Raw genomic sequence first — 13539 nt, 5'->3', positions numbered from 1 at the left:
TGCATGCGCGCCTAAAATGCCTGCATGACCTTCAGTTCCTCTACCGCCGCGCCGCAGCGTGCCTCCACCACCCAGCGCATCGACGTTGCCCGGCAACTGCTTCTGGCACCCTTTGGTCTGGATGAAAGCCACCTGGCCCGGGCGCTGGCCGAGATCCGCACGCACCAGGTGGACGATGCGGACCTGTACTTCCAGTACACGCGCAGCGAGGGCTGGAGCCTGGAGGAGGGCATCGTCAAGACCGGCTCCTTCAGCATCGACCAGGGCGTGGGCGTGCGGGCCGTGAGCGGTGAGAAGACTGCATTCGCCTACTCCGACGATATTTCCGAAGCCTCGCTGCTCGATGCCGCGCGCACCGTGCGCTCCATCGGTGCGGCCGCCCAGGGCGGCCGCGTGAAGGTCCCCGGCCAGAAGATCGCCACCAGCCGCAGCCTCTACCCCGGCGTGGACCCGATCGCCTCGCTGGACAGCACGGCCAAGGTGGCCTTGCTCGAACGCCTGGAAAAGCGCGCCCGCGCCAAGGACCCGCGCGTAGCCCAGGTCATGGCCGGCCTGGCCAGCGAATACGACGTGGTGCTGGTGGCGCGCGCCGATGGCACGCTGGCGGCCGATGTGCGCCCGCTGGTGCGCCTGTCGGTCACGGTGATCGCCGAGCAGAACGGTCGCCGCGAAATGGGCTCCGCCGGTGGCGGCGGCCGCTTCGGGCTGGCGTACTTCGACGACGAGCAGATGGGCAAGTACGTGGACGAGGCCGTGAATGCGGCCCTGGTCAACCTCGATTCGCGCCCCGCGCCCGCGGGCGAGATGACGGTGGTGCTGGGTTCGGGCTGGCCCGGCATCCTGCTGCACGAAGCCATCGGCCACGGGCTCGAAGGGGATTTCAACCGCAAGGGCTCGAGCGCCTTCAGCGGCCGGGTGGGCCAGCGCGTAGCGGCCAAGGGCGTCACGGTGCTGGACGACGGCACCATCGCCGACCGCCGCGGATCGCTCAACGTGGATGACGAGGGCAATGCCAGCCAGCGCAATGTGCTGATCGAGGACGGTATCCTGAAGGGCTACATCCAGGACTCGATGAACGCCCGCCTGATGGGCGTGGCCCCCACTGGCAACGGCCGGCGCGAGAGCTATGCCCACATCCCCATGCCGCGCATGACCAATACCTACATGCTGGGTGGCGACAAGGATCCACAGGAGATCATCGCCAGCATCAAGAAGGGGCTGTACGCCTCGAATTTCGGCGGCGGCCAGGTGGACATCACCTCGGGCAAGTTCGTGTTCTCGGCCAGCGAGGCCTACTGGGTCGAGAACGGCAAGATCCAGTATCCCGTGAAGGGCGCCACCATCATCGGCAGCGGCCCCGAATCGCTCAAGAAGGTGACCCTGATCGGCAACGACATGCGCCTCGACAGCGGCGTGGGCACCTGCGGCAAGGAAGGCCAGAGCGTGCCCGTGGGAGTGGGCCAGCCCACGCTGCGCATCGAGGGCTTGACGGTCGGCGGGACAGCTTAAGCACCCCCTGAGGCGCTTCGCGCCTTCACCCCTCTCTCGACTCGCTGCGCGAGTCGGGAGGGGGACGCCCCCAGCGCGGCGGGGCGGCCCTTGCGCGGGGGCACTGGCCTTGGCCGCGCCGGTTCAGAGGCTTTGAACGATGCCTGGCGCAAGCGAAGGCGAGGCCCCGCAGGTCTTACGGCCGCCTCGCCAATTGTTGCGTGGCTGCACCACCCCCGCCATCCATTGTCCGCAATTGGCCGGTCTTCACCCGCCAATTGGCATGCCTGGGGCTTGCCCGTAGCCGCACAGGGTCTGGGCGGCGCACAATGCCCTTCATGCCTGCCACGCGTCCCAGTCTGCAGCACACACTCCAGTCGTTCGGCGACATCAGCCGCTTCCTGCGCGAAAGTGTGGCCGACGAGGATTCGCGCCAGTTGCGCGATAGCCTGAGCGGCCTGTCCAACCACATCGACGAGGCGGTGCGCACGCGCCGCACCAGCACCGATGCGGCCGCCATCATGCGCCGGGTGGTGGGCCTGTCGCACTGCGCGCGCGAGCACCAACTGTTCCTCACCGGCCTGGGATCGGCCTGGCATGCGCTCTATGAATTCGGTGCCTACCAGCGCGCCCTGCGCGAACTGCGCAATGCCATCGGCGCCTGGCAGCAGGCGCTGGAGCAGCGCAGCACGCGCGAGAGTGCCTGCTTCGACCAGTTCGAGCTGCTCGCCTGGCGCACTCTGGGCGAGGCCTTGCTGCTGGTCGACATGTACGAGCACCAGAGCGAACCGGTGAGCGAGCTGCCCAGCGAGCCACCGCCCCCGCGCTCGGCATTGCAGCGCGCGGCTGCCTGGTTGCGGCGCTTACGCGGCTGATTTTTCTCGGCTCCTTGGTCGCCCAGCATTGCCTTGCAAGCCGCCATGGCGTTGCGTCTGCGCAACGCGAGGGGGTTGTTGCAATGCGGCAAGACTGTGCTACATTGATTGTCATGCAAGTTCGCAGCGCGTTTTATTTTTGGTTTTTTATCTCAGTCCCCGGCGGATGAGAGGCGAACGCGCAAGCACACACAACCTCACCATACCAACCGCCGACGCTGCAAAGCCCGGCGGTTTTTGTTTTTCTGCCCTCCCCTTTTTCCATTCCATCCACTTTGCAGCCACGAGGAAGACAACATGACGGCCCATGCCAACCCCACCAGCGATGCCTGGTACCGCAGCGTCGAGAAGACCAGCCAGACCGACGACGAACGTATCAAGGACATCACCGTGTTGCCCCCTCCCGAACACCTGATCCGCTTTTTCCCCATCAGCGGCACGCCGGTGGAATCGCTGATCACCCAGACCCGCAGGAACATCCACAACATCATGGCCGGCGAGGACGACCGCCTGCTGGTCATCATCGGCCCCTGCTCCATCCATGACCCCGTGGCGGCGCTTGAATACGCCCGCCGCCTCAAGGTGGCACGCGAGCAGTACAAGGACACGCTGGAGATCGTGATGCGCGTGTACTTCGAGAAGCCCCGCACCACCGTGGGCTGGAAGGGCCTGATCAACGATCCCTACCTGGACGAGACCTACCGCATCGACGAGGGCCTGCGCATCGCGCGCCAGTTGCTGATCGACATCAACCGCCTGGGCATGCCGGCGGGCAGCGAGTTCCTGGACGTGATCTCGCCCCAGTACATCGGCGACCTGATCTCCTGGGGCGCCATCGGTGCGCGCACCACCGAAAGCCAGGTGCACCGGGAGCTGGCCTCGGGCCTGTCGGCCCCCATCGGCTTCAAGAACGGCACGGACGGCAACATCCGCATCGCCACCGACGCCATCCAGTCCGCGAGCCGCGGCCACCACTTCCTGTCGGTGCACAAGAACGGCCAAGTTGCCATCGTCAACACCAACGGCAACAAGGACTGCCACGTCATCCTGCGCGGCGGCAAGGCCCCCAACTACGACGCCGAGAGCGTGGCTGCGGCCTGCAAGGACCTGGAAGCCGCCAAGCTGCCCGCCACGCTGATGGTGGACTGCAGCCATGCCAACAGCAGCAAGCAGCACCAAAAGCAGATGGACGTGGCACGCGACGTGGCCGGGCAGATCGCCGGCGGCTCGCGCAGCGTCTTCGGCCTGATGATCGAAAGCCACCTCACGGCCGGCGCCCAGAAGTTCACGCCCGGCAAGGACGATGCGGCCGCGCTGGCCTATGGCCTGAGCATCACCGATGCCTGCCTGGGCTGGGACGATTCGCTGCAGTCGCTGGCCGACCTGTCGGCCGCCGTGCAGGCCCGTCGTTCGCGCTGACGGCACCCTCCGCTGCTGAGTGTAAGCTCCTGGCATGGCCTCTGGCGGTCGCCGGGGGCTTGCAGTCTGCAGAAAAAGAAAGGCACCCCATGCACAGCGAAGTCTCCGTCCGTCTGGCGGGCAACCAGGAATTCCGCTTCGATCTCGCGAACGCAGAGCCCATGGCCCATGAGGAAGGGCGGCGCTGGCTCGACGAACAGTTCACCCGCCTGGACTGCGAGCCCTTGCGCGCCAGCGGCAAGGTGCTGCTGGCCGACAAGGTGCTCGTCGTGGCCCAGGCTGCCGGCAGCCCGCTGATGGGCGATGTGCAGTGGTCGCGCGATTTCGCGCGCGCCGCCAGTGCAGCGCTGGCGCGGCCCGTGGTGCGGGTCGACGTGCCTGCGATGGCTGTGACGTTTTAGGCTCCCCCGAGTCGCTTCGCGCCATCCCCTTGAGGGGAACGCCCCCAGCGCACGCAAGTGAAGCGCTGCTAAACCGCGGGGGCGGCCCTTGCGCGGGGGCACTGGCGTGGGCAGCGTCGGTATCTCAGGTTGGTAGCTTTCGGAAAACTGAGGTAGAGGCGGCGGGGCTACCGCAGCGCCTGCAGCAGGCGCGCATGCACGCCGCCGAAGCCGCCGTTGCTCATGCACACGATGTGGTCGCCGGGGCGCGCCGCGGCGCTGACCTGGGCCACCAGGATGTCGATGTCGGGGGCGGTCTGCGCGCGCTGGCCCGGGCCCACGCCCAGGGGCGCCAGCGCTTCGGCCGCATCCCAGTCCAGCCCGGCCGTGTGGCAAAACGCCAGGTCGGCCGATTCCAGCGCCCAGGGGAGCTGGCTTTTCATCGCGCCAAGCTTCATGGTGTTGCTGCGTGGCTCGAACACCGCGAGGATGCGCGCGCCCGCAGGCAGGGTGCGGCGCAGGCCGTCGAGCGTGGTGCGCAGCGCCGTCGGGTGGTGCGCAAAATCGTCGTACACCGCGATGCCGTTCACTGTGCCGCGCAGTTCCATGCGGCGCTTGACGTTCTGGAAGGCACCCAGCGCCCGCGCCGCCTGCTCGGGCGCCACGCCCACGTGGTGGGCGGCGGCGATGGCCGCCAGCGCGTTGAGCTGGTTGTGCACACCGGTCAGTGCCCACTCCACGCGCGCGACGGTGCGGCCTTGCTGCACCACGTCGAACGCCTGGGGCTCGCCCACGGCAGAAAAATCGCCCACGGCCGTGCCGAAGCTGCTCACGCTGCTCCAGCAGCCCGCGTGCAGCACGCGCGCCAGGCTTTCTTCCAGCCCGTTGACCACCACGCGGCCCGAGGGCGGCACGGTGCGCACCAGGTGGTGGAACTGGCGCTCGATGGCGCCCAGGTCGTCGAAGATGTCCGCGTGGTCGAACTCCAGGTTGTTCAGCACCGCCGTGCGCGGGCGGTAGTGCACGAACTTGCTGCGCTTGTCGAAGAAGGCGGTGTCGTATTCATCGGCTTCGATCACGAACAACGGGCTGGCGCCCAGGGGGCCATCGCCCGCATGCGGGCGTGCGGCCGCACCCAGGCGCGCCGAGAGGCCGAAGTTCAGCGGCACGCCGCCGATCAGGAAACCGGGCTGCTGGCCTGCGCTTTCCAGGATCCAGGCGAGCATCGAGGTGGTCGTGGTCTTGCCGTGCGTGCCGGCCACGGCCAGCACATGGCGGCCCTGCAGCACCTGCTCGGCCAGCCACTGGGGGCCGCTGGTGTAGGGGGCCCCTGCATCCAGGATGGCTTCCATCAGCGGGTATTTGGGGCTCCCGTCGGCCAGCCGGACGCGGCTGACCACGTTGCCGACCACGAACACATCGGGTTGGAGGTCCAGCTGGTCGGTGCCGTAACCCTCGATCAGCTCGATGCCCAGGGCGCGCAACTGGTCGCTCATGGGCGGGTAGACACCGGCGTCGCAGCCGGTGACCCGGTGGCCCGCCTCGCGGGCCAGGGCTGCCAGGCCGCCCATGAAGGTGCCGCAGATGCCCAGGATGTGTATATGCATGGGCGAGGATTCTACGTTTCAATCCCCAGGGCCCCGCAGCAGCGGCCCTGAGCCTGAAGTGCTATGCAATCGATAGCTATAAGGTGCCATGGCACGGTAGGCTGCAGGGTTGTGGGGGCATGCGCAGCACCCCGAAGGCGCGTTCGCGCCACAATGGAGCCTCCACTGCCTGGTTTGTGCCATGAACACACCTCTGAGTGCCGAAATCGCCAATACCACCGCCCGCATCGTCGTCGAGGAAGGGATGGAGTGGGGCCCCGCCAAGCGCCGTGCGCTGCGCGAAATGGGCCTGCCCGCCCGCACGGCCCTGCCTGGCAACGACCAGGTCGAGGACGCGGTGCGCGAGTACATCGCCCTGTTCTGTGCCGACACCCAGCCGCGCGAGCTGCGCGCCCTGCGCCAGCTGGCCCTGGTCTGGATGGAGCGCATGGCGGCCTTTCGCCCCCATCTGGCTGGGGCAGTGTGGCATGGCACGGCCACGCGCCTGTCGGACATTTACCTGCAGTTGTTCTGCGATGATTCCAAATCCGCAGAAATTGCCCTCATCGACCACCATGTGGACTACGAGCCGCGCACGGTTCCCGGTTTCCACGGCGAATCGGTCGAAGCCCTGAGCCTGGGCAGCAAGTCGCCTGAACTGAACGAGATCATCGGAGTCCACCTGCTGATCCATGACCTCGATGACCTGCGTGGCGCGCTGCGGCCCGATGCCAAGGGGCGCTCGCCCCGTGGGGACATCACGGCCGTACGCCATCTGCTCCAAGACTCCGAAACCCGTGCTCCATGACCCACCCCATTCCCGACACTTCGCCTGCCACGCCAATGGACGCCAGCCCTGCCAATCCCGCCCGCCGCCGCTGGCTGTATGCGGGCGTGGCCGGTGCGGCCGCCGTGGGCGGGGCGGGGGTGGCGTGGTGGAAGTTCCAGCCCCACGCCGTGGAGGACGGGGCCGAAAAAGCCCTGTGGGCGATGGAGTTCGAAACGCCCGATGGAGCCGCCTTGCCGCTGCAGCGCTTTGCCGGCAAGCCGCTGCTCATCAATTTCTGGGCGACCTGGTGCGCGCCCTGCGTGGAAGAGCTGCCCATGCTCAATGCCTTTTACCGCGAACATGCGCCCAAAGGCTGGCAGGTGGTGGCGCTGGCCATCGATCAGCCGTCATCGGTGCGCAAGTTCCTCGCCAGGCTGCCCCTGGAATTTCCGGTGGGTCTGGCCGGGATGCAGGGCACGGATCTTGGGCGTTCGCTCGGAAACCTCACGGGCGGCCTGCCTTTTACGGTGGTGCTGGGCGGGGCAGGGCGGGTGCTGCACCGTAAAATGGGCCAGGTCACGGCGCAGGATCTGCAGCAGTGGGCGGCCCTGCGCTAGGCGGGGCAAGGCTTGGTGCTTCAATATCCTGCGTTTGTGCGGATGGCTCGCAGGTCGGCGTTCATCAAAAATGTGGTCCAAAGACCGAAATAGGGCGAAATTGGAGTAAATTCGCGCCCTGTTCAGTTTTTAGCCGTTGGAGCTTTCATGGATCTGCGAAAACTCAAGACCCTCATCGACCTCGTGTCCGAGTCGAATGTATCCGAACTCGAAATCACGGAGGCCGAGGGCAAGGTCCGCATCGTCAAGAGCGGCGGCGCCGTGGTCCAGCAGTATGTGCCAGCGCCCATGCAGCAGGCCCCCGCTCCCGCCCAGGCGGCCGCACCGGTCGCCGAGCTGCCCGCGCCGGCCCCCGTGGCCCCCGCAGGCCACACGGTCAAGTCGCCCATGGTCGGCACCTTCTACCGCTCGTCCAGCCCCGGCGCCAAGCCTTTTGTCGAGATCGGCAGCCAGGTGAAGGAAGGCGAGACCATCTGCATCATCGAAGCCATGAAGATCCTCAACGAGATCGAGGCCGACAAGTCCGGCACGGTGACCCGCATCCTGGGCGAGAACGGCCAGGCCGTGGAATACGGACAACCGCTGTTCGTGATCGAATAAGGCTCGCATGTTCAAGAAGATTCTTGTTGCCGACCGGGGCGGTCTTGCCGCAGGCAAGGCGAAGCAAATTGCGTTGGCACGCGCCAGCGTGCCGGCGATGAGCCGCGAGGCAGCCTATGTTTAAAAAGATCCTTGTTGCCAACCGCGGCGAAATCGCCCTGAGAATTCAACGTGCCTGCCATGAGCTGGGCGTGAAGGCCGTGATGGTGTATTCCGAGGCCGACCGCGACGCCAAGTACGTCAAGCTGGCCGAAGAGGCGGTGTGCATCGGCCCCGCGCCCTCGCCGCTGTCCTACCTCAACATGCCGGCCATCATCTCGGCCGCTGAGGTCACCGATGCCGAGGCCATCCACCCCGGCTACGGCTTCCTGTCCGAGAACGCCGACTTCGCCGAGCGCGTGGAAAAGAGCGGCTTCCAGTTCATCGGCCCCACGCCTGAGTCGATCCGCATCATGGGCGACAAGGTGTCGGCCAAGCAGGCCATGATCCGTGCGGGCGTGCCCTGCGTGCCTGGCTCCGAGGGCGAGTTGCCCGATGACCCGGTGCAGATCCGCCGCATCGCCAAGGCCGTTGGCTACCCCGTGATCATCAAGGCCGCTGGCGGCGGCGGTGGCCGCGGCATGCGCGTGGTGCACACCGAGGCGGCCCTGGTCAATGCCGTGCAGATGACCAAGGCCGAAGCCGGCGCGGCCTTCGGCAATCCTGCGGTGTACATGGAGAAGTTCCTCCAGAACCCGCGCCACATCGAGATCCAGATCCTGGCCGACAAGCACCGCAACGCGGTCTACCTGGGCGAGCGCGACTGCTCCATGCAGCGCCGCCACCAGAAGGTGATCGAAGAGGCGCCGGCCCCGGGCATCCCGCGCAAGCTGATCGAGAAGATCGGCGAGCGCTGCGTCGCCGCCTGCAAGAAGATCGGCTACCGCGGTGCGGGCACCTTCGAGTTCCTGTACGAAAACGGTGAGTTCTATTTCATCGAGATGAACACCCGCGTGCAGGTGGAGCATCCGGTGACCGAGTGGATCACCGGCGTGGACATCGTGCGCACGCAGATCATGGTCGCGGCCGGCGAGAAGCTGCCCTTCACCCAGCGCCAGATCGAGATCCGCGGCCACGCCATCGAATGCCGCGTGAATGCCGAAGATCCGTACAAGTTCACCCCCTCGCCCGGGCGCATCACCACCTGGCACGCGCCGGGCGGTCCCGGCGTGCGCGTGGACTCGCATGCCTACACGAACTACTTCGTGCCGCCGAACTACGACTCGATGATCGGCAAGATCATCGTGCACGCCGATACGCGCGAACAGGCGCTGGCGCGCATGCGCACCGCGCTGTCGGAGACCGTGATCGAAGGCATCAACACCAACGTGCCGCTGCACCGTGAACTCATGGTGGACGCCAAGTTCATGGCCGGCGGCACCAACATCCACTACCTGGAAGAATGGCTCTCGCACCACAAGCGCTGAGCTCTTCCCTAGCAGGTTGATCTACATGCTGGCCCCTGGCGACGGGGGCCGGCATTTCATTTTTTCTGAGAGGCGTACGCCCATGTTCGAGCTGATTCTGATGTGCCCCGAAGACCGGATCGAGCCGCTCAGCGACGCGCTGGACGCGCTGGACGCGCTGAGCGTCTCGGTCGAGGACGCCGACGCCCAGACCGATGCCGAGCAGGCGCTTTTCGGCGAGCCCGGCATGCCGCCGCCCAAGGATGGCTGGCAGCGCAGCCGTGTCGTGGCCTTGTTCCCCACGCGCGAGGCTGCGGCCGAGGCGCAGCAATTGCTGTCGGTGCAGGATTTCTTCGAGGGCTGCCAGGTGCTGGGCCTGGCCGAGGTGGCCGAGCAGGACTGGGTGCGGCTCACGCAGTCGCAGTTCGCGCCGGTGGACATCACGCCCGACTTCTGGATCGTGCCCACCTGGCACGAGCTGCCGGCCCAGGCCGTGCGCAGCATCCGCCTGGACCCGGGCCTGGCCTTTGGTACCGGCACGCATCCGACCACGCGCATGTGCCTGCGCTGGATCGCCCGCCAGGGTGCAGGCGGTGAAGGCGCCGCCGCCTTCGGCCGCGTGCTCGACTACGGCTGCGGCTCGGGCATCCTGGCCATCGGTGCCGCCAAGTTCGGCGCCGCCGACATCGATGCGGTGGACATCGACACGGCGGCCGTGGAGTCTACGGCCCTGAACGCCCAGGCCAATGGCGTGCAACTGCGCGCCGGCCTGCCCGACAAGGCCCAGGGCCAGTACCAGACCGTGCTGGCCAACATCCTGGCCACGCCGCTGCGCGTGCTGGCCCCCCTGCTGTGCAACCACGTGGCGCCCGGCGGCCACCTGGTGCTGGCCGGCATCCTGGAGCGCCAGGCCGACGAGCTCAAGGAGGCCTATGCCCCCTGGGTGAAGCTCGAAGTGGCGGACACCGAGGACGGCTGGATCCTCATGACGGCTGCACGCTGAAGCCGCACACCGGGCGGCACGCGCCGCCCCCTACAATCGACCGCAGATGAGCCAGATCACACGCTGCCCGGCCTGCGCGACCCAGTTCAAGGTGGTCGCCGACCAGCTGCGCATTTCCGAGGGCTGGGTGCGCTGCGGCCAGTGCAAGGAGGTGTTCGATGCGGCGGCGTACCTGGTGGCCGCGCCGCCCCCGCCGATGCTGCCCGACGTGTCCCTCACCGACACGCGTCCGCCGCCCGTGGTCGTGTCCCGGCCCGCCGAAGAGCGGGGCGCCTGGGGTGTGTTCGACGAGTCTGCGTCGCGGCCTGCGGGCCGTGCCGTGAACCAGCCGCCTGTGCCTGTGCCAGCCCCTGTGCCGGCCGTGTCTCCACCCGCGGCGCCTGCGGCTCCGGCAGCGGGCCCTGGCGCCAGGGCTGGCGATTCGTTCGAGATTCCCGCCCCCACGGTTCCTGCGTTCCTGTCGGCCACGCGTGCGCCCTCTGCGGCGCCCATTGCCGACGAGTTGAGCCTGGAGCCCTTGCAGACCTTTGGCTGGCGCGCCCCACCCCTGGCACCGTTGGCGCCCCTGGCCCCTCTTGCACCGCTGGCCCCCGTGGCGCCTGTTGCGCCGCTGACGCCACCTGCCGCAGCCGTGTCGCCGGCTGCTGCCGCCGTCACCGCCTTCGTGCCCCCGCCGCCGCGCGAGGAGAGCCGTGTGCTGCCGGGCCTGGCGGCCTCGCTGCTGGCCGACTTGGCCCCGGTGGCGAGTCCGGCATTGCCCAAGGGCGTGGTGGACCCGGTGTCCGAGGGCATCGCGCTGCCTGGAGGCTACGAATTGCCGGTGGCGGATTTTTCCGATTCCCTGCCCACAGCCGATCGCGATGGCTACGGCGATGATGGCCCGGACACGGAGATCATGTCTCTGCGCGAGGGCACTGGCGATGAGGATGCGTATCCGCCCCTGGACCTGCCGGCCACTGCGCCTGCGGCGCGGCGCGAGTCCCCGGTGCCGGATGAGGATGACGACGACCACGATGATGGTGTGCCGCTGTTCGGCCATGTTGCCGCAGCGCCTGCGCCCGAGCCCGGGCCGCCGCGCACGCCGGTGGACCCGAACGCATCCGTGAGCGGGTTTTCCGATTCCGTGACGCCTTTTCCCCCTGACGCAGACTTCGAGCTGATGCCCGATCCGGTGTTTCCGGCCTCGGCACCGGCGCTCGCCCGGCCCGATGGCGCCAGTGGCGTGCGCGGGTCTGCAGCGGCGGCCCTGGATGCCGATGAAGACGACGAACTGCCGGCCGGCCATGCCGATGCCGAGGAGGTGAGCTTCGTGCGGGCAGCACGGCGCAAGGCCTTCTGGCGCCGGCCGCTGGTGCGCACCGTGCTGTTGCTGGTGCTGGTGCTTCTGCTCGGGGTGCTGGCCTTGCAGGTCGCCGTGCAGGAGCGCAACCGCATCGCCGCAATGGACAGCCGCGCGCGCCCCTGGCTGCAGCAACTGTGCTCCTACATGGGTTGCACGCTGGCGCCCCAGCGCCAGATTGCCGACCTTGTGATCGACAGCTCGTCCTTCAACAAGGCCCGTGGCGATGGCTATGTGCTGGCCCTCACCGTCAAGAGCCGTGCCGAGATACCGCTGGCCATGCCGGCCGTGGAGCTGACGCTCACCGATGCCCAGGACCAGCCCGTGCTGCGGCGCGTATTGCTGCCCGCTGATCTTGCGGCGCCTGCCGAACTGGCGGCGCGCGGCGAGTGGAGCACCTCGGTCTCGGTGGTGGTGACCTCGGGGGCCTCGCGGGTGTCGGGCTACCGGGTGATGACCTTCTATCCCTGATCCCGCCGGATCGGGGTCTTTTCTTTCTCAACCCTTTACCTTCTTCCTACCTATGGCTGCCCTTATCTGCGGTTCCCTGGCATTCGACACCATCATGACCTTCGAGGGCCGCTTTGCCGAGCAGATCCTGCCCGAGCAGCTGCACATCCTCAACGTGTCCTTTCTCGTGCCCTCGCTGCGCCGCGACTTTGGCGGCTGCGCCGGCAACATCGCCTACAGCCTCAAGCTGCTGGGCGGCGAGCCCGTGCCCATGGCCATGGTGGGCAGCGATGGTGCGGACTACCTGCAGCGCATGGACGACCTGGGCATCAGCCGCCGCTTCGTGGGCCAGGTGCAGGACGTGCACACCGCGCAGGCCATGATCATGACCGACCGCGACAACAACCAGATCACAGCCTTCCACCCCGGCGCCATGATGCAGGCCCATGCCAACCGCATCGAATCCGGCGAAGGCATCCGCCTGGCGATCATCGCGCCCGATGGCCGCGATGCCATGCTCGAGCATGCGGCACAACTGGTCGCGGCCGGCGTGCCCTTCGTCTTCGATCCGGGCCAGGGCCTGCCCATGTTCAATGGCGAGGAACTGTCGCGCTTCATTGAACAGGCCACCTGGGTCACCGTGAACGACTACGAGGGCAAGATGCTCAGCGAGCGCACGGGCTGGAGCCTGGCCGAGATCTCGCAGCGCGTGGACGGCCTGGTGGTGACGCTGGGCGGCGAGGGCTGCGAGGTGTGGGTGAAGGGCGAGAAGACGCTGGTGCCGGCCGTGGTGCCTGCTGCCGTGGTCGACCCCACCGGTTGCGGCGATGCCTGGCGCGGTGCGCTGCTGTTCGGCCTGGAGCGTGGCTGGTCGCTGGTTCAGTGCGCCGAGCTGGGCAACCGTGTGGGCGCGCTCAAGATCGCGCAGCGCGGCCCGCAGAGCTATACGCTCGACTTCGATCCGGCCTGACCCAGGGCCTTGCACCCAGGCACATTGCGACCCGGTGGGTGCGGCCATGGGACGAGGGCAGTGCGGCGCCGCACCCGTCCTCCGGGCATAAAAAAACCCGGTGCCGAAGCACCGGGTTGAGCGTGAAGCACGTAAGAGGTCTTACGGCTTGGTGCCCGTAGGGAAAGGCCATGCTGCCTGAGGGTTCAGCGTGGTCTGCGCTGCGGGCGCGGCGGCTGCTGCTGCAGCTGGCGCAGGGGCAGGGGCCTTGGCCGCTTTCTTGGCAGGGGCTGCCTTCTTGGCGGGCGCAGGCGCGGCCTTTTTCGCTGCTACGGCCTTCTTGGCAGGAGCGGCAGCCTTCTTGCTGGGCGCAGCTGCCTTCTTGGCAGGAGCGGCAGCCTTCTTGGCTGGTGCTGCTGCCTTCTTGGCGGGAGCGGCCTTCTTGGCTGGTGCTGCTGCCTTCTTGGCAGGAGCGGCCTTCTTGGCTGGTGCTGCTGCCTTTTTGGCGGGAGCGGCCTTCTTGGCTGGTGCTGCTGCCTTCTTGGCGGGAGCGGCCTTCTTGGCTGGTGCTGCTGCCTTCTTGGCGGGAGCGGCCTTCTTGGCTGGTGCTGCTGCCTTC

General features: G+C 67.6%; 12 protein-coding genes and 1 pseudogene. 11 read left to right on the top strand and 2 right to left on the bottom strand.

The window, feature by feature from the left end; translation table 11 throughout:
- Positions 1-24 precede the first annotated feature (24 nt).
- From tldD to AC07X5_RS07705, 4 genes are all read left to right on the top strand, one after another.
- Positions 25-1509, top strand: coding sequence for a metalloprotease TldD (tldD, locus tag AC07X5_RS07720; protein WP_494769649.1), 1485 nt, complete (start codon positions 25-27; stop codon positions 1507-1509).
- Positions 1510-1826: 317 nt separating this feature from the next.
- Entirely contained in the window at positions 1827-2363 is a 537-nt protein-coding gene (locus AC07X5_RS07715; protein ID WP_409960118.1) for a hypothetical protein, read from the top strand.
- A 297-nt stretch (positions 2364-2660) separates the two neighbouring features.
- Positions 2661-3782, top strand: a complete 1122-nt coding sequence (locus AC07X5_RS07710; RefSeq protein WP_409960120.1) for a 3-deoxy-7-phosphoheptulonate synthase — start codon at positions 2661-2663, stop codon at positions 3780-3782.
- Positions 3783-3871: 89 nt separating this feature from the next.
- On the top strand, positions 3872-4183 hold the full coding sequence (locus tag AC07X5_RS07705; protein ID WP_409960122.1) for a hypothetical protein: 312 nt from the start codon (positions 3872-3874) through the stop codon (positions 4181-4183).
- A 167-nt stretch (positions 4184-4350) separates the two neighbouring features.
- Here the strand turns inward: AC07X5_RS07705 and mpl are convergent, their stop codons facing one another.
- Entirely contained in the window at positions 4351-5769 is a 1419-nt protein-coding gene (mpl, locus tag AC07X5_RS07700; RefSeq protein WP_494769648.1) for a UDP-N-acetylmuramate:L-alanyl-gamma-D-glutamyl-meso-diaminopimelate ligase, read from the bottom strand.
- A 181-nt stretch (positions 5770-5950) separates the two neighbouring features.
- Here mpl and AC07X5_RS07695 point away from each other — a divergent pair, with 181 nt between their 5' ends.
- From AC07X5_RS07695 to AC07X5_RS07665, 7 genes are all read left to right on the top strand, one after another.
- On the top strand, positions 5951-6556 hold the full coding sequence (locus AC07X5_RS07695) for a hypothetical protein (RefSeq protein WP_494769647.1): 606 nt from the start codon (positions 5951-5953) through the stop codon (positions 6554-6556).
- The gene (locus AC07X5_RS07690) at positions 6553-7134 is read left to right on the top strand and encodes a TlpA family protein disulfide reductase (RefSeq protein ID WP_494769646.1); all 582 of its coding nucleotides are present in this window, start codon (positions 6553-6555) and stop codon (positions 7132-7134) included. The genes AC07X5_RS07695 and AC07X5_RS07690 overlap by 4 nt, the downstream gene beginning before the upstream one ends.
- Positions 7135-7281: 147 nt before the next feature.
- Positions 7282-7734: an acetyl-CoA carboxylase biotin carboxyl carrier protein gene (accB, locus tag AC07X5_RS07685; RefSeq protein WP_494769645.1), complete on the top strand. Its 453-nt coding sequence runs from the start codon at positions 7282-7284 to the stop codon at positions 7732-7734.
- A 116-nt stretch (positions 7735-7850) separates the two neighbouring features.
- On the top strand, positions 7851-9200 hold the full coding sequence (accC, locus tag AC07X5_RS07680) for an acetyl-CoA carboxylase biotin carboxylase subunit (protein ID WP_409954759.1): 1350 nt from the start codon (positions 7851-7853) through the stop codon (positions 9198-9200).
- A gap of 82 nt (positions 9201-9282) precedes the next feature.
- Positions 9283-10182: a 50S ribosomal protein L11 methyltransferase gene (gene prmA, locus AC07X5_RS07675; protein WP_409954758.1), complete on the top strand. Its 900-nt coding sequence runs from the start codon at positions 9283-9285 to the stop codon at positions 10180-10182.
- A gap of 46 nt (positions 10183-10228) precedes the next feature.
- A complete protein-coding gene (locus tag AC07X5_RS07670; RefSeq protein ID WP_494769644.1) occupies positions 10229-11992 on the top strand; it encodes a zinc-ribbon and DUF3426 domain-containing protein in 1764 nt (587 codons plus the stop codon).
- Positions 11993-12044: 52 nt separating this feature from the next.
- Positions 12045-12941: a carbohydrate kinase family protein gene (locus AC07X5_RS07665; RefSeq protein WP_494769643.1), complete on the top strand. Its 897-nt coding sequence runs from the start codon at positions 12045-12047 to the stop codon at positions 12939-12941.
- 141 nt (positions 12942-13082) lie between these two features.
- Here AC07X5_RS07665 and AC07X5_RS07660 read toward each other — a convergent pair.
- A pseudogene (locus tag AC07X5_RS07660) lies at positions 13083-13539 on the bottom strand (hypothetical protein); the annotation flags it as partial.

The sequence above is a fragment of the Acidovorax sp. GW458-11-26-14-TSB4 genome (assembly GCF_059423865.1).
This window is presented reverse-complemented; position numbering and strand designations above follow the sequence as displayed.